This window comes from Stenotrophomonas sp. SbOxS2, assembly GCF_013416715.1.
GTDB lineage: Bacteria > Pseudomonadota > Gammaproteobacteria > Xanthomonadales > Xanthomonadaceae > Stenotrophomonas > Stenotrophomonas lactitubi.
Genome location: NZ_JAAVXD010000003.1, coordinates 349,574 through 372,782, shown reverse-complemented (window position 1 = coordinate 372,782; position 23,209 = coordinate 349,574). Strand labels below are relative to the sequence as shown.

The following is a 23,209-nucleotide window of genomic DNA, read 5'->3' as shown; positions in this document are numbered from 1 at the left end:
GTCTCAGGTGTCGGTCGGGCGGGTCTGGCGGAGGAAGTGACCGGTCACCAGCCACGCCCCCAGCCAGCCCAGCAGCAAGGTGCCGAGCAGCACCAGGCTGCCATGCAGCAGGTCCAGGCCATGCAGCACGAACGGGCTGCCATAGCTGCGCGACAGTTCGGCCAGGGGTGCGCGCAGGGCGGCACCGGCAATGCCGATCAGGCCCAGCGCGACTGCGCCGGCGCCCAGGCCATACCAGGCGCCCAGGTACAGGAACGGGCGGCGGATGAAGCCATCGCTGGCGCCGAGCAGCTGCAGTACGCCGATTTCCTCGCGGCGGGCCTGGATGTCCAGGCGCACGGTGTTGCCGACCACCAGCGCAGCGCCGACGCCGAGCAGCACCGACAGCACCTGCACCAGCCGTGCGCCGAAGGCGAGCCAGGCATCCAGGCGCTGGCGCCACAACGCGTCGTGCTGCACCAGGTCTGCCCCGGGCAAGCTTTCCAACGCGCGTGCCAGCCGTGCATCGTCCTGGCCCTGGCCGGGAGTGATCACCAGCAGCGAGGGCAGCGGATTGTCGTTGAGTGCGTCGATGGCTTCGCCGAGACCGGCCTGGCGCAGTTCCTCCAGGCCCTGTTCCGGCGTGCGCACGGTGACGCTGGCCACATCCGGGCGATCGCGCAGTTCACCGGCCAGGCGCAGCGCACCGGGGCCGTCGACGTCGGCCTTCAGGAAGACGTTGATATCGCGCGACTGCTGCACGCTGCCGGCGAACTGCTTGAGGTTGTCCAGCGCGATCGACAGGCCCAGCGGCAGCGCCAGGGCCAGCGCCATGACCATCACGGTCAGCAGCGTCGCCCACGGTTTGCGGCAGGCGCGGCCGAGGCTGAACACCACGCTGTGCACGTGATGCTGGAACCACACGCCCAGGCGCGACGGCGCAGCGGCTTCGGTGTTTTCGTTCTTGGCCATGGTTACTCCGCCAGATCCTGCGGCGAGATGTCGTCCACCAGCCGGCCGTGGTCGAGGATCACCACGCGCTTGCGCATGTGGCGCAGCAGCGGCAGGTCATGACTGACCACCAGCACGCTGGTGCCGCGCGCGGGCAGCTCGGCGAACAGGGACATGATTTCCGCCGCCAGGGTCGGGTCGAGGTTGCCGGTCGGCTCGTCGGCCACCAGCAGCTTGGGTTCGCCGACGATCGCACGGGCGATGCCGACGCGCTGCTGCTCACCAGCCGACAGCTGCGAGGGCAGCGCCTTCTCGCGGTGCCCCAGGCCCATGCGCTCGAGCACCGAACGCACGCGCTTGTTGATGTCGCCACGGCGGGTGCCACGCAGGATCAGCGGCAGGGCCACGTTCTCGGCGATGGAGCGGTCCATCAGCAGGCGGTGGTCCTGGTAGACCGCGCCGACCGCGCGTCGATGCCGCGGCACATCGCCGCCGCGCACCTTCAGCAGGTTGCGCTCGTCGAACATCACCGCGCCGCGGCTGGGCCGCTCGTCGAGGTGGATCAACTTGAGCAGGGTGCTCTTGCCCGCCCCGGAGTGACCGGTGACGAACAGCATTTCGCCCGGCGCGACCTCGAAGCTGACATCGGTCAGGGCTTCGTGGCCACCGGCGTACTGTTTGCTGACATTGTCGAAGCGCAGGACACTCATGCCCCGATTATGCAGGACCGGCGCAACAGATCGGTAGCGCCGGGCCGCATGGTGGGTGCCGACCGTTGGTCGGCACACCCTTGATACCACCCGACCAACGGTCGGGTGCTACCGGATCAGTTGCCCGACAGCATCCGGCGGATCTTGCGGCCGATACGGGTCAGGAACGAGTCGCCGGCATCGGCGCTGGTACGCACCGGCTTGGCCACCACCTGCACCGGGGTGACCGGGCCGGCACTGTTGCCGGCGTTGCTTGCCACGCCCTCGGCACCCTCGACCGGACGGCCGTGGCGACGACGACGACGCTTGCGCGGCTTGCGCTCGCCGTCCACCGCACCTTCCGGCGCAACCTCAGCGCGCGGCGGACGCGGGGCCTGCACAGCAGCGGCTTCGGCCGTCACCGCGCCCTCGACGGCTGCGGCGGCAACCTGCTCGCCTTCCACACGCGGCTTGCGCGGGCCACGCGGACGGCGTTCGCCGCTGCGCTCGCCATCGCGGCCACCACGCCCGGCGCCAGCACCGCTGCCGGAACGACCGCCACTACGGCCGCCGCCACGACGCTCTTCCTCGGCGGCACGCGCTTCGCGTGCTTCGCGGAAGATCTGGCCGACGCTTTCGTTCTCGTCGCCTTCCTCACCCGGTGCCGGGGCGGCACGCTCCGGGCGCGGCAGCGAGGTCAGGATCTCGCTGGTGACCGCTTCAACCGGGATCTTCTGCTCGATGTAGGCCTCGATGTCCGGCAGGCCCATCGCGTACCGCTCGCAGGCGAAGCTGATGGCATCGCCTTCCTCGCCCAGGCGGGCGGTACGGCCGATGCGGTGCACGTAGTCTTCGGCGTCGAACGGCAGGTCGTAGTTGTAGACGTACTTGATGCCGTCGATGTGCAGGCCGCGGGCGGCCACGTCGGTCGCCACCAGGATTTCCAGCTGGCCCTTCTGGAAGCGGTTGAGCAGGCTCTCACGCTTCTTCTGCGGCACGTCGCCGGACAGCACGCCGACGCGGTAGCCAGCACGTTCCAGCGAGCGCGCCACGCGCTCGACGAACACCTTGGTGTTGACGAAGACCATGGTGCGCGCGCCTTCGCTGCGCGACAGCAGGCCCAGCAGCAGCGGGATCTTCTCTTCGTCGGCCGGGAAATAGATGCGCTGGCGCACGCGCGCGGCGGTGATGGTCTCGGCTTCGACCACCAGCTTCTGCGGCTCGTTCATGTGCTCATAGGCCAGCTCGAGCACGCGGTGGCTCAAGGTGGCGCTGAACAGCAGGGTCTGGCGGGTGGAACGCTCCGGCATGCGGCGCAGCAGGAAGCGGATGTCCTTGATGAAGCCCAGGTCGAACATGCGGTCGGCTTCGTCCAGCACGCAGATCTCGCAGGCGTGCAGCGAGACCACCTTGTGCTGCTTGACGTAGTCGATCAGGCGGCCGGGGGTGGCGATGATCACGTCCACGCCCTGCTGCAGGATCTCGCGCTGCTTGTCGTAATCCACGCCGCCGTACACCAGGGCGAAACGCAGGCCGAGGTCGGAACCGAACTTGACCGCATCCTTGTGGATCTGGATGGCCAGTTCGCGGGTCGGGGCCAGGATCAGCGCGCGCGGATCTTCCGGCTTGCGATCGGCCAGCGCCGGACGCGTCAGCAGGCGGTTCACGACAGCGACCAGGAAGGCCAGCGTCTTGCCGGTGCCGGTCTGGGCCTGGCCGGCGACGTCGCCACCGGGCAGCGCGACCGGCAGGGTCAGCGCCTGGATGGGCGTGCAGCGGGTGAATCCGGCTCCTTCAAGACCGGCCTGCAGGGCCGGATGCAGATCGAAGGAGGAAAAAGTCAAATCGGTCAGCGGTTTGTCGCTCATGTGTCCGTCTTGGTATGGCCACGCGCCTGCGGGCGGCGGCACTGAAATCTGTCTGGGGCTCCGTCGCAAACTGCGGCCCCTGCGGCGGGTCGGGCTGGCCGGGACCCCTCGGGTCCGCGCGCCGCACAATGCCCCAGTTTACCGCACTCGGGCCGGCAAACCGGAATCAGGCGTCTCAGAGCTTAAGGAGACGCACCTCTTCACCCCGCAGTACCGCGCTTGAACAGCGGCGCATGCGCCCATGGCCTACCGCGCCAGCACCCCCATTTCAGCCATGGACAGTGCAATCGGACACATACCGTGCTCAACCCCGATCACGATACGCTGGGTTCCAGCCAGCATCTGTCCGCGCCCTGCGATAGGGGTACACTGCCGGCCGTGAGCGTCCAGGCATCCCGCCGAACGCACCGTGGCAGTCCGCCGCGAGGCAACGACGAGGGTCACGCCACCGGGCATGGCCCAGTTCACCCACCTCCGGCCTGGCCGGGTGCAATCCAAGACGAGAAACCAAGATGAGCGACAAGGTTGTACACGTCGGCGATGCCGACTTTGATAGCGCCGTACTGAATTCCAAGGAACCGGTGCTGGTCGATTTCTGGGCCGAATGGTGTGGCCCCTGCAAGATGATCGCCCCGGCACTGGACGAACTGGCTGATGCCTACCAGGGCCGCGCCAAGATCGCCAAGGTCAACGTGGACAACAACCGCGCGCTGGCCGCCAAGTACCACGTGCGTTCGATTCCCTACCTGGTCGTCTTCAAGGATGGCGAGAAGGTCGGCGAGCAGATTGGTGCCGTTGGCAAGGCCCAGCTGGCCGGCCTGCTGGACAAGGCCCTGGCCTGATCCTGCGGGTGACCGGCAGCCGTTTTCCACGGCTGCCGGGCGGGCGCCCCGGCGCCTGACTGAATACCGTATCCGGCGACCCTTGCGTGGCGCCGCGGGCCGATGATAGTGTCGGCATATCCGGCCGCGTTCGCGTGCCGCATCTTCTGGACGCAGTTTCTTCCAGACCCATTCCCAATGTTCGCCGCCCCAGCCGGGCGCTCGCACCTTCAAGCGAGGAATAACGCTCTTGTCCGATAACACTTCCGAAACCGGTAGCGCTGATGCGCCCGCCGAAAAGCGCGTGCGCAAAGCCCGCGTAACCAAGGCTGCCGCTCCGGCCGCCGCCGAAACCAGCGCTCCGGCGCAGCCTGCCCTGCCGCTGGCAGCCGCGCCCGAAGCGCCGGCACCGGCCGCAGCGCCTTCCGCGCCGAGCGCACCCGCCGCCGAGGCCCCTGCCAGCAGTGGCGGTGGCGAAGGTGGTGAGGGCCGCGAATCCGGCCAGCCGCGGCAGTCGCAGCAGAACAACCAGGGCGGCGGCCAGAACCAGAACCCCTACAACCAGGGCGGCCAGCAGGGCCAGCAGGGCCAGGGCAACCGCCGTGACCGTTTCCGCAACCGCCGCGACCGTGATCGCAATGGCGGTGGCGGTGGTGGCGGCAACGGCGGTCGCTTCCGCGATGACGGCATGCCCAACGACAACGGTGAACAGCAACCGTTCGTACCGCGTCCGCACGCCAACGTGCCCGAGGGCTTCCCGGTCTATTCGCTGAGCGACCTCAAGCGCATGCCGGCCCAGAAACTGCTGGATATCGCCGAGCAGCTGCAGATTTCCGAAGGCGTGGCCCGTGCCCGCAAGCAGGACGTGATCTTCGCGCTGCTGAAGGTGCTGACCCGCCACGGTGACGGCGTGGCCGCCGACGGCGTGCTGGAAATCCTGCCGGACGGCTTTGGCTTCCTGCGCGCGGCCGAAGCCAGCTACCTGGCCGGCCCGGACGATACCTACATCTCGCCCAGCCAGATCCGCCGCTTCAACCTGCGTACCGGCGACCACCTGTCCGGCCGCATCCGCTTCCCGAAGGACGGCGAGCGCTACTTCGCGCTGTCGATCGTGGACACCATCAACGGTGAGCCGCTGGAAGCGTCGAAGAACAAGGTGCTGTTCGAGAACCTGACCCCCCTGTTCCCGCGTCGCCGCTTCACCCTGGAGCGCGGCAACGGTTCCTCGGAAGACATTACCGGTCGCATCCTCGACCTGATGGCACCGCAGGGCAAGGGCCAGCGTTCGCTCATCGTTTCCCAGCCGAAGGCCGGCAAGACGATGATGATGCAGCAGGTCGCCACGGCCATCACCACCAACCATCCGGACGTGCACCTGATCGTGCTGCTGATCGATGAGCGCCCGGAAGAAGTGACCGAAATGCAGCGCACCGTGCGCGGCGAAGTCATCAGCTCGACCTTCGACGAACCGGCCGCGCGCCACGTGCAGGTGGCCGAAATGGTGATCGAGCGCGCCAAGCGCCTGGTAGAGCACAAGAAGGACGTGGTGATCCTGCTCGACTCGATCACCCGCCTGGCACGTGCCTACAACAACGTGGTGCCGAGCTCGGGCAAGGTGCTGACCGGTGGTGTGGACGCCAACGCCCTGCACCGTCCGAAGCGCTTCTTCGGTGCCGCACGCAACGTGGAAGAAGGCGGCAGCCTGACCATCATCGCCACCGCGCTGGTCGATACCGGCTCGAAGATGGACGAGGTGATCTACGAAGAGTTCAAGGGCACCGGCAACAGCGAAGTGCACCTGAGCCGCCGCATCTCTGAAAAGCGCGTGTTCCCGGCCATCGACATCAACCGCTCGGGCACCCGTCGCGAAGACCTGCTGATCGAGCCGGAGCTGCTGCAGAAGATCTGGATCCTGCGCAAGCTGCTGCATCCGATGGATGAAATGACGGCGATGGAATTCCTGCTCGACAAGATGAAGAACACCAAGTCCAACGACGAGTTCTTCGGTTCGATGAAGCGCTGATCGCGCGGCATTGATGCACTACGAAAAAGCCCCGCGATGCGGGGCTTTTTCTTTGGAAGGCGGCAGGACAGACGGCTTCACTTCGCGGGCCGGCGTTTTGGCGATAATCTGCGGGACAAATGCCTGACTCTCCGCCCCGGCCGTGCTGGCCGGGCCGCCGATTCCCGCTGTTGCCCCATCCGGAGGATCCGGCGGGTCCAGCCCTGCCCGATCCTTCAACCGCATGCGCACACTGTCCCCCCGGCTCAACCTGGGCAAGCTGATCCTTGCCCTGGCCCTGCTCAGCGCCGTCATCGCCCTGGCCAATACGCTGCTTGCCAGCTATCGCGTGCAGCGCGACCAGCTGGTGGGCAACACCCTGGAAGCCAACCGCGTGTATGCCACCAAGCTGGCCGAGACCACGCAGAACTTCCTGCTGGCCGCGCAGCAGCAGCTGGCCTATGCCGCAACCCGGCTTGGCAACAGCGACATGGACCCTGCCCAGGCGCAGGATGAGGCCAGCCGCCTGCAGCTGCAGTCCAGCAGCTTCAACTCCTCGCTGGTGGTGGCCAGCGACGGGCGGGTGATCGCGACCTCGCCGCAGAGCCTGCAGTTGCAGGGCGAGATCCTGCGCAGCGCCGGCAGCAAGGCAGCACTCGATCGGCGCGAGCCGATGATCAGCGATCCCTACCAGTCGGCCACCGGCAAGCTGCTGATCTCGATCTCGCACCCGGTGTTCGACCGCAGCGGCCAGTACCGCGGCTATGTCAGCGGCACCCTGTACCTGCGCCAGCGCAGTGCGCTCAACACCCTGCTGGGTACGCACTACTACCGCGATGGTTCCTACCTGTACGTGGTGGACCGCCATGGACGTCTGATCTATCACAACAACGCCAAGGAAGTGGGCACCTACGCGTTGAACAACCCGGCGGTGAAAGAGGTGATGCGCGGCCAGCGCGGTGCGCAGCAGGTGCTCAACAACCACAAGGTGGCGATGCTGGCTGGTTACGCGCCCGTCGCGGCAACCGGCTGGGGCATTGTCGCGCAGCGCCCGACCGAGGCGACGCTGCAACCGCTGTCACGGCTGATGTCGGCGGTGATCTGGAATGCCATTCCGCTGGGCGTGTTGTCGCTGCTGATCACCTGGTGGTTCGCACGGCGTATTTCGCTGCCGCTGTGGCAGCTGGCGCGCAACGTGCAGGATGGCGAAGACACCGGCAATGCGATCAGCCACGTCAATGGCATCCGAGCCTGGTACTTCGAAGTGGCGCAGCTGAAACAGGCCGTGCTGTACAGCTTCAGTGCGCTGCAGGATCGGATCGGCACGCTCAACCGGGCCAGCCGCACCGATCCGCTGACCGGCCTGCTCAACCGTCGCGGACTGCAGCAGGCGCTCGACGCACTGCAGGCGCAGGGCCTGCCGTTTGCGATCCTGACGCTGGATATCGACCGCTTCAAGTCGATCAACGACAGCCACGGTCACGACGTCGGTGATGCGGCCATCGTGCATATCGCCGAACAGATGCGCCGCCATTCGCGCGAGACCGACGTGCTGTGCCGCGCCGGTGGCGAGGAGTTCCTGGTGCTGCTGCCGGGCGTTGGCATCGAAGCGGCCCGGCAGACCGGCGAGCGCCTGCGCCAGGCCATCGCCGACGAACCCTTCGCGCCGGTGGGCACGATCACCGTATCGCTGGGTGTGGCCCATTTCCCCAGTTTCCACACCGATCCGGAACAGGCACTGCGCCTGGCCGACAAGGCCCTGTACCTGGCCAAGGAGCAGGGCCGCAACCGGGTCGTGGTGTACCCGCACGCCGATTGAGCACATCGATTGAAGCGGGATGCGCCGGGACCGGTCCGGGGCATCCCGCAATGACGCATTAGCCCAGCGGGGTGAGCAGGCGCGGGCCTTCCTGCGCGCGTCCGACCATGTACACACCGCCTTCGGGCAGCAGATCGGTTCCGGCGACCAGGGCGTCCTCGCCGGTCTTCCACGGCGCCTGCTGGCGCGGGCCGGGGATGTAGGCGGCCCAGCGGCCGTAGCGCTCGCGCGAATCCTCGAAGGCGTAGCGCACCGGTACGCGTACGGTCCAGAAGTCGCGATCCTTTGCCTCGCCAGTGGTGGGTGGGGTGAACGTCCAACGTTTCGCATTCCTGACGCTGGCCTTGGCCAGGATATCGCGTAGCTGGTTCATCGCGCGCGCGGTGCCAATCACGGTCAGATTGGTCTGCTCGGCGATCACATCAGCCACCCTGCCATCACGGCCGACCTTGACCAGCAGCATGACCGTGCCCTCGCCCTGCATCGTCACCGCCATCGGTGGGTACTCCGGCGCGCGCAGTCCGTTGCTGGTCACCTTGTCGGTGCTGACCTCACGCTCGCCACCTGCTTTGCTGAAATTGGCATCGACCAGGCGCACACGCATGCTGCCTTCGTCCGGGTTGTCGGCGATCAGCCGCAGGCGCACCGCAGTGCGTGCCTGTACGGGCTTGCCATCGACCAGCACCGGTTCGAAACGCCAGCCCTGCACGGCGTTGTCCACGAAGCCGGCAATACCCGCATCGACTTTTTCGCGACGGTCGAGCTGGAACATTTCAACCTGGCCTTCGCGGCCGATGTCGATGACGCCGCTGAGGGTCATGCTTGCCTCGGCCTGCTTGCGTACCTCGCGCGCGGTCTGCGCAGCGGCGGTATCGACCAGGGCGGCACCGCCACCCACGGCAAGGGCCAACGCCAGGAAAAGAGAAGAACGCATCACAGCCACTCCTTGTGCATGAAAACGATGAAGTCTGACGCCCGGGCCTATGCAACCTGGGGTCGGTTGGCCGACATCACTGCTCGGCAAGCGGGGTCAACAGACGCAGCCCGCGGGTGGCGCCGTCGACCATGTACACGCCGCCGGCCGGCAACAGGTCACTGCCGACCTGCGCGGCATCCCCGGTGGTGCGCCACGGGGCCTGCTGGCGCGGGCCGGGAATGTAGGCCTGCCAGCGCCCGTAGGGGCTGGGCGGTTGCCTGCTGCCCGTCTCGCTCAGCGCGAAGGTGACCGGCACGCGCACGGTCCAGAACGCCAGGCCTTTGTCCTCACCGGAGGTCGGCGGCGTGAACGTCCACTTGCGGGCCTCGCTGATGCTGGCCTTGGCCAGCATGTCGCGCATCTTCTTCATTGCGTGCTCGGGGGCGACCACGCCCATGTTCACCTGTTCGGCGACGACATCGGCAACCGCGCCGTCACGCTCGACCTTGACCAGCAGCATCACCTCGCCCTGTGCACCGACGCGGAAAGCCGCTTCCGGATAGCGCGGAGGCCGCATCTGGTTGGCAGTCACCGCGTCGGTGGCCTTTTCGTCGTACTCGCTGAAGTCCACGCTGGTCATGCGCACTTCGGTGTTGCCGTCAGCCCCGGGCCGGCCCAGCAGACGCACGCGCAACGGTGCATGTTTCGCCACGGGCTTGCCGTCCACCAGCGTGGGCTCGAACTGCCACTTGCGGATCGTGCCGTCCACGAACGCAGCGATGGCAGGCGCGATCGACGCCCGCTGGTCGAGCACCAGGCCGGTGACCGCGCCATCTGCGGCGACATCGATGTTGCCGGTCAAGACCATGCTGGCTTCAGCGGTGGCCCGTACCGCGCGCGTACTCTGCGCTGCGGCATCGGTGCTGAGCAGGGAGCCAGCGGTGCCGATCGCAAGCGCGAAGGCGAGAAACAGCGGAGAACGCATCATGGCCCGATCCTTGGTGATGAAGATGCCGAGATTACCCGAGTTTCCAGCCGCCGGTACAGCCGATCACGCCAACCGCTGCACAGTCGAATACGGGGGTGTGTCCGGATAATCACCCGCCGCAAAGCGCGCCTGCAGCGCCTGCCACCAGGCGGGGTCGAACAGATGCCGATAGTGCTCGCATACCGCCGCCAGCTCCTGCGCCGGCAAGCCCATGAATGGCCCGAACCGCTCCGGGAACACATCGCGCGGACCGACATGGAACCAGGGCTCGTCGGCCATCGCTTCTTCGGCGGAGCTTGGCCTGGGCCAGGCGCGGAATACGCAGTCGCTGACCAGGCACAACTCGTCGTAGTCGTAGAACACGGCACGGCCGTGGCGCGACACGCCGAAGTTCTTCGGCAGCATGTCACCGGGGAAAATGTTGTTGCGCGCCATGTCGGTTATCGCCTGCGCATAGTCGAGCACGGCTGCACGCACGGCCTCGCCAGCCTGCTCGCGCAGGTAGAGGTTCAGTGGCCGGAAGCGACGCTGCACGTAGCACAACGCGATCTCCACCTCGTCGCCGTCCACGCGCACGCTCTGCGCGCACTGCTGCAGCAGCTCGTCCAGCAACGCCGGGGCAAAGCGTTCGCGCGGGAAACGCAGGTGCCGGTAGGGCTGTGCATCGAGCAGGCGGCCAACACGATCGAGGTTGAACACCAGCGCGTACTTTTCCTCCACCTGCTGGCGCGACATCGCCTTGGGCCAGGCAAAGCGGTCGCGGATCAGCTTGAACACCAGCGGATAGCTGGGCAGGGTGAACACCGCCATGACCATGCCCGGTGTGCCTTCGGCATGCGCCAGGCGCTCGTTCGGGTGTTCATTGAAGTGGCGGAAGAACGTCCGGTAGCGCTCGGTCTTGCCCTGCTTGGCGCGTCCGAGCACGGTGTAGATCTCGTCGATCGGCTTGCCCGGCAGCAGGCTGCGCAGGAACACCACGGCATCGCCAACGGTGCCCAGGTCGGCCTGGAAATAGCTGCGTGACACGCCGAACAGGTGGGCCACATCGCGACGCCGGGTCAGCACGGCATCGGCACGCAGGCCCTGGGCATCGTTGACCAGCGCGATCACGCACGGCGAGAAACGGTGTTCGCCGAACACGCGGCCGACCAGATAGGCGCGACGCTCGCGGTAGAACACGGTATCGAGCAGTTCGATGCTGCGTACTGGCGTGTCGCCCCAGTGCGCCAGATCGTCCTGCAGGCGCACGGCGATGGCGGCGGCACAGCGCAGCTGGTGCGCATAGGGAACATCAAAGCGGTAGTCGGCCAGCACCCGCTGCAGCGCTTCCACCGGCCGCGTCGGCGAAATGGCATAGGTATGCCGCGCCACCGGATGCGTGATTGCATCGGAGGGCTCGACATCGAAGGCGATGAACTCCACTTCCGGATCCACGCCACGGATGGCGAACAGCCGCCGCGCCAGGGTGTTGTAGAAGGTCTTGTACAGCTCTGCGTCGATCAGATCCTGCAGCAGAGCGCTGTAGTGCGCGTGCACCTGCAACCACAGCGCGCGTTCGCTGATGGCGTCACCGGCCAGCCGTCGCAGTGCATCCATCTGCTCGGCGATGCACTGGTCGTAGAGGGCGATGCGCTCCACCGCATCGTGGCGCGCCGCTGCCCAGTCACGCTGCTCGAAGCGCTTCCGCGCGCGGGCAGTGATCACCGCGAAACGAGTGTGGTACTGCTCGAAACCATCGCGGATGGCACCGGCAATGCGCGGCGCCAGCTCGGCAGCGATGTCAGGCTTGGACATGCACAGCTCACCCGGGAAGACCGGCTCCACCATACGCTGGCGTGGGGTAGCTTGTGTAGCGCCGAGCCATGTTCGACTGCTTCTGCCTGGGAGAACCAGACAAACGCAACCATTCCTACAGACCCGGCGCCCCCCTGCTGCTTACCATTTCAGGCCAAGTAACGGCAAAAGGTGACGCATGCAGCAAATGACCCTGATCCCACGCATGGAGGAAGGCAACGTAATCCCGCAGCGCGCCCGCGACGGCTACATCAGCGCGACAGCGCTTTGCCAGTCCGTCGGCAAGCGCTGGTCCGACTACCGCGCATTGAAATCGACAGGCGAGTTCATCGAGGAGCTGACCACGCAGACCGGGCTTGCGGAGGACCAGCTCATCCACGTGGTGTCCGGGGGCAATGCGGCGATGCAGGGCACCTGGATCCACCCCTACCTGGCCATCAATCTCGGCCAGTGGCTGTCGCGCAAGTTCGCGGTGAAGGTATCGCAGTGGGGGGTGGAATGGCAGCAGGGCCGTGCGAACGCGGTCATGCCCGCCCACATCGAGCGCTACATGCAGAACCGTTCGAAGGTACCTTATACGCACTTCTCGATGTTGAACGAGCTGACCCTGAACCTGATTGCGCCGCTCGAACAGGCCGGCTACACCCTGCCGCAGGAGCTGGTGCCGGACATCTCCGAGGGCCGGTTGTTCTGCAAGTGGCTGCGCGATCACAAGGGTATCGAGCCCAACACCTTCGACACCTATGAGCACAGCTATCCAGACGGCCGCAACGTGCAGGCAAAGCTCTATCCGAACGAGCTCTACGAAGACTTCCGCCGGCACTTCAACGAAACCTGGCTTCCCCTGCACGCGCCCAGATACTTTGCTGCGCGCGACACGCAGGCGCTGACGTTCGTACGTACGCTCCTGCTGCCTTCGACGTGACATCGCACCGGAACGATCCCTGGCGTGCCGTGCAGCAGCCAGGGATCGACGCCATCGAGCCGGTTCAGATCGCCAGCTCGGCCTCCACGTCCTGCACCTTGCGCCGCGCCAGGGCGAGGTTGGACTTGGTCCGGTCCAGCACGATGTAGAAGAACAGGCCCTTCTTCTTCGCCACCGGGCGCATGATGTGGTACGCCTTTCCGAGCGAGATCAGGATGTCCTCGATGCCATCGTTGAGGTTGAGCGAGGCGGCGGTTTTCATCTTCGCGCGGATCACTTCGGTATTGCCAGCGGCAGCCACTTCCATGTCCATGCCCGAACCGGCTTCGCCCAGCAGCATGCCGCTCTCGTAGTCGACCAGCGCCACGGCCTGCGCGCCATCGATACCCATCAGTGCAGCCAACGAATCATTCAATCCAGCCACGTTGCACCCCTCTCAATGTTGGTTCGAGCCCCTCGTTCCCCTGCGGCCGGGCTCACGATCCGCTGAGTTCGGCCAGGATCGCCTGGCCACATTCCCTGCTCTGCCACAGCACCTGGCCGATCACGCTGCGCTGGTCGCAGGCCGCCATCAGCAGCAGCGGCGCTCGTCCCTCGGCCTGGATGGCGAGCATCAGTACCTTGCCGCCGGCGGCCTCCAGCATCAGCGTCTGCAGATCGCCCAGTGCCAGCTCGCGCCCCACCGCCGCAGCCAGGGCCAGCATTGCGCTGGTCATCGCCGCCAGGCGTTCACCGCGCCCCTCCGCACCGGCGCTGACCAGGGCAAAGCCATCGACACTGGCCAGCACCACGGTCCGTACCCCTTCCACCCGTTGCTGCAGGTCCTGCAGCAACGGTTGCAGGCGCTCACGCTGCTGCGCGTCCGGCAACGGCGCGCCTTGTCCATCAGCCATGTGCGGCCACCAGTGCATGCGCTTCCATTTCGCTCATCAGTACGTCCATCAGCAGCAGTCCTTGTTCGCGATCACGGGCATCCACGGCCAGCAACGGCAGCGGCTGGCCATCGAGCCGGGCGCGATCGGCCCAGTCATCCAGTGCCGCTGCCGGCACCTGGTCAAGATGGGTCACCGCCACCACCAGGGCCAATGCCGGACCGAACGGGCGCAGCACCTGCAGGTAAGCGTCCAGCTCAGCGGCCACCCCGGCCCGACGCGCGTCGAGCAGCAGCACGGCACCGCGCGCGCCCTGCAGCAGGATCGGCCACAGGAAATCGAAGCGCTGCTGGCCGGGCGTGCCGTAGAGACGCAGGCGCTCGCCGTTGGGCAGGTCGATATCGGCGTAGTCCAGCGCCACCGTGGTCGACGCCTTGTCCGCACCCGCGCGGTCGCTGTTGGCTACATCGGTGTCGACCACCGCGCCGGCGGCGATGCTGCGCACCAAGGTCGATTTGCCGCTGCCCATGCCACCGAGCACCACCACCTTGTGCTCACGCATCGCGGTCACTCCCGCGCAGCGTGCGCCACAGGCGTGCGAGCAGGCCGGTGTCGGCAGTGCTGGCACGTGCGCCCGACAGCGGTGCGGCAGGCGCGACCTGCAGCTGTGCATAACCGCACAGGTAGGCGGCGTGGATGAAATCGCGCACGGCGGCGGCGGGAAGATCCAGCAGCATCGCGCATTCGTCCACCGTGCAGGCACGCTTGAGCAGCAGCGAACACAGACGGAATCCATCGTGATCGTGGCCGAGCACGCGGAAATCCGGCCAGCGCAGCAGCTTCACCGACGCCCCGCGCAGGCGCTCGTCCAAGGCCTGCCAGTGGCGGCTGCGCTGTGCCCATTGCCACAGCAGCGGACGCAGCGGCAATCGCGTGCGGTCACCCGCCAGTGCCTGCAGCTGCGCCGGCTGCAATGCATCCAGAAACAGATGCTCGAAGCCCTGTGCCAGACGTTCCACCAGCACCGTGGCCGGCTCGTGCAGCAGCACCGCCTGGTCCTGTTCCAGATCCAGCAGCAACAGCGGCTCTGCGCCCTCGCCCAACAGCGCCTGGCCCTGCCGCAATGGCAGGCGCTCGCGCAATAGACGGGTGATCGCGTGCGCACCGTCCGCCAGGCGGATCGGTGTCGCTGCGGCACCGGCCTGCATGCCGCGTAGTGCGCGTCCTATCGCGCCATCATCCAATACGTCCTGGCCACCATCGCCTTCGCGCAACTGGCCACCGAGGTCTTCGATCCAGCAGTGCAGCCGCGGGCGCTGCTGGCGCATGCGTAGTGCCGCGTTGCGCAGCGCTGGCGTATCGCGGATCACCAGCAGGTCGCAGTCGTCCAGGTCCTGGCTGCGGCGGATCTGCCCGTCGGGCAACGCCGAGGCCAGCCGCAACCGTTGCAGCAGGGCCTGTTCGCCTTGGATATCGGTTCCCACTACGAGCACGCGTGCCATCCGTGTTCCCCGTGCGACCACCTCCCCGGCGGTCTCGCATCGCCAAGGCTAGGCCATGGCTTGCCGCCATCGTCGTGATCGACTGCTCATATTGGTGGCAGTAGTGAACACGCACGCGTCCGTTCTGCGACGGCCATCGCGGGCAAGTTTCATGCCGTGTTGACGGCATTCCGACAGACGACGGATTTCACGGTTTTTGGCCCGAGTAGACCTACGCCATGGGTGGGGTCAGATCCCTCTGCGGTGCAGAGGGAGCTGACCCCGGCCCTCAAAAAAGAAACCCGCGCCGGAGCGCGGGTTTCAAGGTCACGACCGGGCAGCGATGGATCAGCCGCGCAACTGTTCCAGCGCAGCATTGAAGGTCGCGCTCGGACGCATCGCGGCAGCGGCCTTGGCCACGTCCGGACGGTAGTAGCCACCGATGTCCACGGGCTTGCCCTGCACCGCGATCAGCTCGTCGACGATCTTCTGCTCGTTGTCGGCCAGCGCCTTCGCCAACGGAGCGAAGCGTGCCTGCAGTGCGGCGTCTTCGTTCTGCGCAGCCAGCGCCTGCGCCCAGTACAGGGCGATGTAGAAGTGGCTGCCACGGTTGTCGATGCCACCGAGCTTGCGCGACGGCGACTTGTCGTTGTCCAGGAACTGACCGTTGGCCTCGTCCAGCGCCTTGGCCAGCACGCGGGCAGCGGCGTTGTCGTAACGATTGCCGAGGTGCTCCAGCGACGCAGCCAGGGCCAGGAATTCACCCAGCGAATCCCAACGCAGGTAGTCCTCTTCGACGAACTGCTGCACGTGCTTCGGCGCCGAACCACCGGCACCGGTCTCGAACAGGCCACCACCGGCCATCAGCGGCACGATCGACAGCATCTTGGCGCTGGTACCCAGCTCCATGATCGGGAACAGGTCGGTGAGGTAATCGCGCAGCACGTTGCCGGTCACCGAAATGGTGTCCTCGCCCTTGCGGATGCGGGCCAGCGAGAACGCGGTCGCTTCCACCGGCGGCAGGATGCGGATGTCCAGGCCGTTGGTGTCGTGGTCCTTCAGGTACGTCTCGACCTTGGCGATGACCTGCGCGTCGTGGGCACGGGCGGCGTCCAGCCAGAACACGGCCGGGGTGCTGCTCAGGCGGGCGCGTTCGACGGCCAGCTTGACCCAGTCCTGGATCGGCGCGTCCTTGGTCTGGCACATGCGCCAGATGTCGCCCGCTTCCACGGCGTGTTCGAACACCACCGCGCCGGCGTCGTCGGTGACCTTGACCACGCCGTCGGCAGCGATCTGGAAGGTCTTGTCGTGCGAACCGTACTCTTCAGCCTTCTGCGCCATCAGGCCGACGTTGGGCACCGAGCCCATGGTGGCCGGGTTGAAGGCACCGTTGGCCTTGCAGTCGTCGATGACGGCCTGGTACACACCGGCGTAGCAGCGGTCCGGAATGACCGCCTTGGTGTCCTGCAGCTTGCCTTCGGCGTTCCACATCTTGCCGGAGTCGCGGATCATCGCCGGCATCGAGGCGTCGACGATCACGTCGCTCGGCACGTGCAGGTTGGTGATGCCCTTGTCCGAGTTGACCATGGCCACGCCCGGGCGCTGTGCGTACTCGGCGGCCAGGTCGGCTTCGATGGCGGTGCGGGTGGCTTCGGGCAGCGACGGCAGGCGCGCGGCCAGGTCACCGATGCCGTTGTTGGCATCGAAACCGGCCTGCTTGAGCACGTCGGCGTGCTTGGCCAGCACGTCCTTGTAGAACTCGTTGACCGCTACGCCGAACATGATCGGGTCGGAGACCTTCATCATGGTCGCCTTCAGGTGCAGCGAGAACAGCACGCCCTGGGCCTTGGCATCGGCGATCTGCTCGCCGATGAAAGCGGCCAGTGCCTTGCGGCTCATCACCGCGGCGTCGACGATCTCGCCGGCCTTGACCGCGGTCTTTTCCTTCAGCACGACGGTGCTGCCGTCGTTGCCGTGGAAGGTGATCTTCAGCGACCCGGCGTTGGCCAGCGTGGCCGACTTCTCGCTGCCGTAGAAATCACCGGCGGCCATGTGCGCGACGTGCGACTTCGAATCGGACGCCCAGGCACCCATGCGATGCGGATGCTTGCGGGCGTAGTTCTTCACCGACAGCGGCGCGCGCCGATCGGAGTTGCCTTCGCGCAGCACCGGATTGACCGCACTGCCCTTGACCTTGTCGTAGCGCGCCTTGTAGTCGCGCTGCTGGTCGTCGGCCGGGGTTTCCGGGTAATCCGGCAGCGGATAACCCTGGTCCTGCAGTTCCTTGATGGCCGCCTTCAGCTGCGGCACCGAGGCGGAGATGTTCGGCAGCTTGATGATGTTGGCGTCGGGGGTGGTCGCCAGCTGGCCCAGCTCGGCCAGGTCATCGTTGACCTTCTGCGCATCGCTCAGCAGTTCCGGGAACAGCGAGAGGATGCGGCCGGACAGCGAGATGTCACGGGTTTCCACCGCGATGCCGGCGGTGGAGGTGTAGGCGTCGACGATCGGCAGCAGCGACTGGGTGGCCAGGAACGGTGCTTCGTCGGTCAGCGTGTAGAGGATCTTGGACATGGGGGACTTGGACTCTGTAGCAGTGCTCAGGGGAAGGCCGGCGCCAGCGCCGGGCCACGTGCAACCGTGTCGCTTTTCTCCGCCGCCGTCAGGGTGGGCGCGCGCCGGGGAAACCCCTGCATTGTCGCGTTTTCAGCCGCGCGGGGCAAAGCCGCGCCATACGCCGCGGTACTGCACCCCGGCAACGCTGTGATCCATCTACGCATGACGTGGATGGAAATGCCGCGTGCCTGGCTCCGGTAGATCCACGCCATGCGTGGATGGGCCCTTCCCGCAAAAGCCACAAACAAAAAAGGACGCAGCCTCGCGGCTGCGTCCATCGTGAGTCCAACCGGGAGAGAGTCGGCGGGACTTACTTGACCTCGAACTCCTGCGGCGTTCCGGCCGCCTTGCCATCGACCATGACTTCGGCGCGGTACTTGCCGGCCGGCCAGCCATTGGCATTCTTGAAGGTGATGTTGGTGGTCTCTGCACCGCTGGTGTTCAGGGTCGCGTTCTGCTCACCGGCCACCTGGCCATCCTGGTAGGTCAGCTTGGCGCCGACGGTGACATTGTTGGCCGCACCGTCAGTCTTCACCGAAACGATGACCTCGTCCTTCGGCGCGAACAGGGCGGCAGTGGCCACCGACTTGTCAGCAGCGGCAGACTTGCCGACGGTGACGGCCGACACCGCTACGGCCGATGCAGCCATCGGCGGCGGCGCGCCGGTCATCGGCGCGGGCGCTTCGGCCGGCGTGGTTGCCGCCGGAGCCGCGTTGTTGTCTGCGGTTTCTTCCTTCTTCTTGCAGCCCACCAGGGCGACACTGCCCAGCAGTGCGGCCAGCAGGGCATTCTGAAGCGGGGTCGTCTTGATCATTCGGGGTTCCTCACGGGGATTGTCGAACGGCGATTGGATCGCCGGCATTACTTCGGCGGCAGTTTCAGGGTCTGGCCCGGGAAGATCTTGTCCGGGTCGTCGAGCACATCGCGGTTGGCTTCGAAGATCTTCTTCCAGGCGTTGGCATCGCCCAGGTGCTGCTTGGCGATGTTCGACAGCGAATCACCCTTCTGCACGGTGTAGGTGCCACCGCTGACCACCTCGGCGGTACTGTCCACCGAGGCACTGACGCCGGAGAAGTCCGCCTTGGGGACCTGCTGGGCGGTACTGTCGACGCTGCCACTGACGCCGGAGAAATCGGCTTTCTTCTCGGTACTCATCCACACACTCCCGTCTGTATGACTACATGGCTGGCACGGTGTCATAGAGGTTGTTAAATGGGGATGGTGCCGATGTGAAGCCGCCCCCCGGGGCGCCTGAACAATCGAGGCGGAACGCCGCCGCTGGGCTCGCCGGGCATGGCCCGGCACTACCCGCCGCAAGGCGGCCCCGCGGTAGCGCCGGGCCATGCCCGGCGACGCTTATTGCCGCAGTTCGCGGTAGGTCGCGGCCGGGGCGGCGATGCCGTGGCTGGCGCGCCACGGGTTGATGTCCAGGCCACCGCGACGGGTATAGCGGGCTTCCACCTCCAGCCACTGCGGTCGGCAGCGCGCGGACACTTCACTGAAGATGCGCTCGACGCACTGCTCGTGGAATTCGGCGTGCTCGCGGTAGCTGACCAGGTAGCGCAGCAGGCCGGCACGATCGATCTGCGGGCCGCGATAGCGCACGCTGACGGTGGCCCAGTCCGGCTGACCGGTGACCGGGCAGTTGGACTTCAGCAGGGCCGAGACCAGGGTCTCCTCCACCAGCGCATCGGCGTTGGCCGACAGATAGTCCGCCTGCGGCGGGCCATAGCAGTCGATGTCCACATCAAGGCCGTCGATCAACTCGCCCAGCGGCGACTCGCGCAGCGCCGGCAGCCCGAACGTGACCTGGACCGGGGCACCGGCGCAGGCCGACAGGTCGGCGACGAGACGCTCACGCAGGGCTTCGACACTGTCCAGGCGGGTGCTGTTGAGCGAGTTCAGGTACAGCTTGAACGACTTCGACTCGATCAGCCGCGGCGAAGTGCACGGCACCTGCACGGTGGCGACGGCGACCTGCGGTTTGCCACGCGGGTCGAGCCAGCTCAGCTCGAAGGCGTGCCAGCGGTCGTGGCCGACGAACGGCAGCGCGGCCTCGTCGAGGCCGATCTCGGCGCGGGCACCGACGCGGGGGATGGGAAACAGCAGGCCGGGATCGTACTGCGACGGGTAACTGACCTCGCGACCGAGGCTGGAGTCCTGTGGGGTGTTCATGGTGCTTATTGTATCGCGCGCAGGGCGGGCCTTCGGCCGGGTCGGCCAACGGCGGAGCCCCTCCGTGGTGGGTGGGTGGGTCGCGTACAGCCGGGATTCTGGGTTTGGCCGGGCGGGGAGGCTGGGCAGGGGGCGCTGCAAGTACGTCCATGTAAGCTCGGTCGCCGCATCCATGCGGCTCACGCCCCTGCCCAGCCTCCCCGCCCGGCCTCTGACAGTTTCCTGCGCGCGGCCGCCACCACGGGAAAGATCAGGAAAATCAAAATCAAAAGCCGATGCTTCAGACGTTCATGACGTCCGCCGTGTCGACCAAGGTCGACACCTACCAAAGCAGGATGTCGTTCCGACAGCAGCAGGAAACCGTCGAAGGCGGGGTGGGTCCGGTGGCAGGGGCGTGAGCGCCATGGATGGCGCGACCGAGGCTACAGGGACGTACTTGCGCCGTCCCCTGCCACCGGATCCACCCCGCCATCCCACGGATAGCCAGATTTTGCCGTTGCTCCGGCTGTTGCCGTTGCCTTGGCGGGTGCAGGGCTGCAAGCCCTGCCTGCAACCCTCACCCTGCCGGGGTGCCGGCACCATGCAGATAATCCAGGCTCACCTGCAGCAGCGCGCGGAATCCGACATCCAGCGCCTTCTCATCCAGCAGGAACTTCGGCGAATGATTGGCCGGCGCCGTCGCCGGATCGATGCCCACGCTGGTCGAGCCGACGAAGAAGAACATGCCCGGCACTTCCTTGGCGTACAGCGAGAAATCCTCCGCGCCCATCTGCAGCGGCGGCTCGTACACGTTGTCCTTGCCCACCACTGCCTGCAGGCTCGGCAGCATCTTCGCGGTCAACGCCGGGTCGTTCACCGTGGCCGGGTTGCCTTCCGATTCGTAGATGTCGGTCACCGCCTTGGCCCCGTGCGCGGCAGCCGTATGCTCGGCCACGTTGCGCAGGTCGGCGAAGATCTGCTGGCGCATGCCTTCATCGAAGGTGCGGATGGTGCCGACCATCTCCACTTCATCGGGAATGATGTTGTAACGGATGCCGCCGTTGATCGCGCCGAAGGTCAGCACCGCTGGCTGCTTGGAGAGGTTGGCGCGGCGGCTGACGATGGTCTGTGCGGTGCCGATCAGATCGGCAGTGGCCACAATCGGGTCAACGCCGTTCCACGGTGCCGAGCCATGCGTCTGACGGCCGATCACCTTGATGCCGAAACGATCGGACGCGGCCATCAGCGGGCCACCGCGCACCGCGATCTGCCCTGCCTGCACACTGGAGAACACATGCAGGCCGAACACGGCTTCCGGCTTGAAGTCTGCAAACAGGCCTTCCTTCAGCATCAGCGCAGCACCGCCCTCTTCCGGCGGCGGCGCACCTTCCTCGGACGGCTGGAAGATCAGCATCACCTGGCCCGGCAGATCCTTCTTCATCGCCACCAGCGCTTCGGCCACGCCCAGCAGGGTGGCGGTGTGCGCGTCATGACCACAGGCGTGCATCACGCCTACGGTCTGCCCGCGGTACTGCGCAGTGGCCTTGGAGGCGAACGGCAAGCCGGTCTGCTCGGTCACCGGCAGTGCGTCCATGTCGGCGCGCAGGGCGATCTTCGGGCCGGGCTTGCCGCCTTCGATGATCGCCACCACGCCATGGTGGGCGATACCGGTCTTCGGCTTCAGGCCCATCGCACGCAGGCGCTTGGCGACCTCGGCGGAGGTGCGCTCCTCGCGGTTGGACAGCTCCGGGTGCTGGTGGAAATCGCGTCGCCACTCAACCACCTTGGCCTGCAGGCGCTGCGCGGCGGCGGTCACTTCCGGGCGCTGGGCGTCCTCGGCATGGGCAAGGGCCGGCAGGGCCAGCAGCAGGGCGGACAGCAGCAACGAACGGCGCATATCGATCTCCACGGAAGGGGTCTGCACCTGAATGTAGGGCAACCTTGGCGTTACGGGAACCTCCAGCGTCGTCCATCTGTCTGAGCGCCCGTCCCATCCGTCATGCAGGAAACCCGGTGGGCCACAGGTATGCTTTGCGCATTGCCACCCGGGGTGCCACCCCGTCCAGCCCTCTTGGAGTCTTGAATGTCACGTGTTTGGAAGATCGTGCTGCTGGTCGTGGCGGTACTGGTGCTGGCCGTGGTCGGCCTGCGCGTACTCGGTGGCGGCAAGGACAAGGCTGCCGGGCAGGAAGCAGGCGCCCGTGAGGGTGGTGAAGATCCCGATGCCGGCCCGGTGCCGGTGACCGTGGTCGATGCCGTACGCCAGGACGTGCCGGTGTATGCCAGCGCGCTGGGCACGGTGACCGCGATGAACACCGTGACCGTCAGCCCGCAGGTGGGCGGCCAGCTGATGAGCCTCAATTTCCGCGAAGGCCAGGAAGTGAAGAAGGGCGACGTGCTGGCGGTGATCGACCCGCGCACCGCCCAGGCCAGCTATGACCAGGCCGTTGCCTCCAAGCGCCAGAACGAAGCCCTGCTGGCCACCGCGCGCTCGAACTACCAGCGCTCGAACGCGCCGGAGTACCGCCAGTTCGTGGCCAAGACCGATCTGGATACACAACGAAACCAGGTGGCACAGTACGAAAGCGCAGTGGCGGCCAATGAAGCCAGCATGCGTTCGGCGCAGGTGCAGCTGCAGTACACCAAGGTCACCGCGCCGATCACCGGTATCGCCGGCATCCGCGCGGTCGACGCCGGCAATGTGGTCAACGCCGGCACCGCACTGGTCACCCTGACCCAGATCCATCCGATCCACGTGCTGTTCAACCTGCCCGAACGCCAGCTCGGCGACGTGCGCCAGGCGCAGGCCGCCGGCAGCGTGCCGGTCGCAGCGCTGGACCGCGCCGATTCGCACGTGCTCAGCGGCGACGGCAAGCTGGACGTGGTCGACAACCTGATCAGCGCCGACAGCGGCACCTTCAAGGCGCGCGCGGTGTTCGACAACACCGACAACGGCCTGTGGCCGGGCCAGTTCGTCAATGTGCGCATGCAGTTGCGCACCATCGGCGGTGGCGTGGTGATCCCGACCCAGGCGGTGCTGCGTGGCCCGGACGGCGAGTACGTCTACGTCGTGCAGGGCGACAACACGGTGAAGATGCAGACCGTGCGCAGTGGCGTGGAAGTGGGCGACAGCCAGGTGCAGGTCGCCGAAGGCCTGAAAGGCGGCGAGCGCGTGGTCAGCGAAGGCCAGTTCCGCCTGAAGCCGGGCAGCAAGGTGACCGCGTTGAAGCCGGGCGAAACGCCGGCCGCACCGACCGAGGCCGAACTGAAGGCCGCCGAACAGAAGAGTGGCGGCGGCCGCCGCGGTGGTGGCCCGCGCTGAGCGCAGGCCCCTGCT

At 66.7% G+C, this 23,209-nt stretch carries 20 protein-coding genes; 5 read left to right on the top strand and 15 right to left on the bottom strand.

Features of this window, described 5'->3' with window-relative positions; genetic code table 11:
* Nucleotides 1-3: 3 nt before the first annotated feature.
* The 3 genes from ftsX to rhlB form a co-directional block, all read right to left on the bottom strand.
* Nucleotides 4-951, bottom strand: a complete 948-nt coding sequence (ftsX, locus tag HFK18_RS06850) for a permease-like cell division protein FtsX (protein ID WP_089237302.1) — start codon at nucleotides 949-951, stop codon at nucleotides 4-6.
* A gap of 2 nt (nucleotides 952-953) precedes the next feature.
* The gene (ftsE, locus tag HFK18_RS06845; RefSeq protein ID WP_180165282.1) at nucleotides 954-1,640 is read right to left on the bottom strand and encodes a cell division ATP-binding protein FtsE; all 687 of its coding nucleotides are present in this window, start codon (nucleotides 1,638-1,640) and stop codon (nucleotides 954-956) included.
* Between the two features lie 116 nt (nucleotides 1,641-1,756).
* On the bottom strand, nucleotides 1,757-3,487 hold the full coding sequence (gene rhlB, locus HFK18_RS06840; RefSeq protein WP_180165280.1) for an ATP-dependent RNA helicase RhlB: 1,731 nt from the start codon (nucleotides 3,485-3,487) through the stop codon (nucleotides 1,757-1,759).
* A gap of 512 nt (nucleotides 3,488-3,999) precedes the next feature.
* Between rhlB and trxA the strand changes: the two genes are divergently transcribed.
* The 3 genes from trxA (at nucleotide 4,000) to HFK18_RS06825 (ending at nucleotide 8,129) form a co-directional block, all read left to right on the top strand.
* The gene (gene trxA / locus HFK18_RS06835) at nucleotides 4,000-4,329 is read left to right on the top strand and encodes a thioredoxin (protein ID WP_025878607.1); all 330 of its coding nucleotides are present in this window, start codon (nucleotides 4,000-4,002) and stop codon (nucleotides 4,327-4,329) included.
* 229 nt (nucleotides 4,330-4,558) lie between these two features.
* The gene (gene rho, locus HFK18_RS06830; protein ID WP_180165278.1) at nucleotides 4,559-6,331 is read left to right on the top strand and encodes a transcription termination factor Rho; all 1,773 of its coding nucleotides are present in this window, start codon (nucleotides 4,559-4,561) and stop codon (nucleotides 6,329-6,331) included.
* Between the two features lie 223 nt (nucleotides 6,332-6,554).
* Nucleotides 6,555-8,129: a sensor domain-containing diguanylate cyclase gene (locus tag HFK18_RS06825; RefSeq protein ID WP_180165276.1), complete on the top strand. Its 1,575-nt coding sequence runs from the start codon at nucleotides 6,555-6,557 to the stop codon at nucleotides 8,127-8,129.
* Between the two features lie 58 nt (nucleotides 8,130-8,187).
* Here HFK18_RS06825 and HFK18_RS06820 read toward each other — a convergent pair whose 3' ends face one another.
* The 3 genes from HFK18_RS06820 to aceK form a co-directional block, all read right to left on the bottom strand.
* Nucleotides 8,188-9,063 carry an energy transducer TonB gene (locus HFK18_RS06820; protein WP_218946575.1) on the bottom strand — a complete coding sequence of 292 codons (876 nt, stop codon included), beginning with the start codon at nucleotides 9,061-9,063 and terminating at the stop codon, nucleotides 8,188-8,190.
* 76 nt (nucleotides 9,064-9,139) lie between these two features.
* Complete coding sequence (locus HFK18_RS06815) at nucleotides 9,140-10,033, bottom strand: energy transducer TonB (RefSeq protein ID WP_180165272.1); 894 nt, start codon at nucleotides 10,031-10,033, stop codon at nucleotides 9,140-9,142.
* Nucleotides 10,034-10,096: 63 nt separating this feature from the next.
* Complete coding sequence (gene aceK, locus HFK18_RS06810) at nucleotides 10,097-11,827, bottom strand: bifunctional isocitrate dehydrogenase kinase/phosphatase (protein WP_180165270.1); 1,731 nt, start codon at nucleotides 11,825-11,827, stop codon at nucleotides 10,097-10,099.
* Between the two features lie 178 nt (nucleotides 11,828-12,005).
* On the opposite strand from aceK, the gene HFK18_RS06805 reads away from it, so the two are divergent.
* Nucleotides 12,006-12,752, top strand: a complete 747-nt coding sequence (locus tag HFK18_RS06805; RefSeq protein WP_180165268.1) for a KilA-N domain-containing protein — start codon at nucleotides 12,006-12,008, stop codon at nucleotides 12,750-12,752.
* A gap of 64 nt (nucleotides 12,753-12,816) precedes the next feature.
* Here HFK18_RS06805 and HFK18_RS06800 read toward each other — a convergent pair whose 3' ends face one another.
* The 9 genes from HFK18_RS06800 to HFK18_RS06760 form a co-directional block, all read right to left on the bottom strand.
* Nucleotides 12,817-13,176: a hypothetical protein gene (locus tag HFK18_RS06800; protein ID WP_180165266.1), complete on the bottom strand. Its 360-nt coding sequence runs from the start codon at nucleotides 13,174-13,176 to the stop codon at nucleotides 12,817-12,819.
* A 52-nt stretch (nucleotides 13,177-13,228) separates the two neighbouring features.
* A complete protein-coding gene (locus HFK18_RS06795) occupies nucleotides 13,229-13,645 on the bottom strand; it encodes a roadblock/LC7 domain-containing protein (protein WP_032976421.1) in 417 nt (138 codons plus the stop codon).
* Nucleotides 13,638-14,186 carry an ATP/GTP-binding protein gene (locus HFK18_RS06790; protein WP_089237316.1) on the bottom strand — a complete coding sequence of 183 codons (549 nt, stop codon included), beginning with the start codon at nucleotides 14,184-14,186 and terminating at the stop codon, nucleotides 13,638-13,640. The genes HFK18_RS06795 and HFK18_RS06790 overlap by 8 nt, the downstream gene beginning before the upstream one ends.
* Nucleotides 14,179-15,126: a hypothetical protein gene (locus HFK18_RS06785; RefSeq protein ID WP_180165264.1), complete on the bottom strand. Its 948-nt coding sequence runs from the start codon at nucleotides 15,124-15,126 to the stop codon at nucleotides 14,179-14,181. The genes HFK18_RS06790 and HFK18_RS06785 overlap by 8 nt, the downstream gene beginning before the upstream one ends.
* A 327-nt stretch (nucleotides 15,127-15,453) precedes the next feature.
* Nucleotides 15,454-17,676, bottom strand: coding sequence for an NADP-dependent isocitrate dehydrogenase (locus tag HFK18_RS06780; RefSeq protein WP_180165262.1), 2,223 nt, complete (start codon nucleotides 17,674-17,676; stop codon nucleotides 15,454-15,456).
* 352 nt (nucleotides 17,677-18,028) lie between these two features.
* Complete coding sequence (locus HFK18_RS06775) at nucleotides 18,029-18,532, bottom strand: hypothetical protein (protein ID WP_180165260.1); 504 nt, start codon at nucleotides 18,530-18,532, stop codon at nucleotides 18,029-18,031.
* Nucleotides 18,533-18,579: 47 nt separating this feature from the next.
* The gene (locus HFK18_RS06770; protein ID WP_180165258.1) at nucleotides 18,580-18,873 is read right to left on the bottom strand and encodes a LysM peptidoglycan-binding domain-containing protein; all 294 of its coding nucleotides are present in this window, start codon (nucleotides 18,871-18,873) and stop codon (nucleotides 18,580-18,582) included.
* A gap of 201 nt (nucleotides 18,874-19,074) precedes the next feature.
* The gene (queF, locus tag HFK18_RS06765) at nucleotides 19,075-19,893 is read right to left on the bottom strand and encodes an NADPH-dependent 7-cyano-7-deazaguanine reductase QueF (RefSeq protein ID WP_180165256.1); all 819 of its coding nucleotides are present in this window, start codon (nucleotides 19,891-19,893) and stop codon (nucleotides 19,075-19,077) included.
* A 556-nt stretch (nucleotides 19,894-20,449) separates the two neighbouring features.
* Nucleotides 20,450-21,769: a M20 family metallopeptidase gene (locus tag HFK18_RS06760; RefSeq protein WP_176022107.1), complete on the bottom strand. Its 1,320-nt coding sequence runs from the start codon at nucleotides 21,767-21,769 to the stop codon at nucleotides 20,450-20,452.
* Between the two features lie 186 nt (nucleotides 21,770-21,955).
* Between HFK18_RS06760 and HFK18_RS06755 the strand changes: the two genes are divergently transcribed.
* Complete coding sequence (locus HFK18_RS06755) at nucleotides 21,956-23,194, top strand: efflux RND transporter periplasmic adaptor subunit (protein WP_180165254.1); 1,239 nt, start codon at nucleotides 21,956-21,958, stop codon at nucleotides 23,192-23,194.
* Nucleotides 23,195-23,209: the final 15 nt, after the last annotated feature.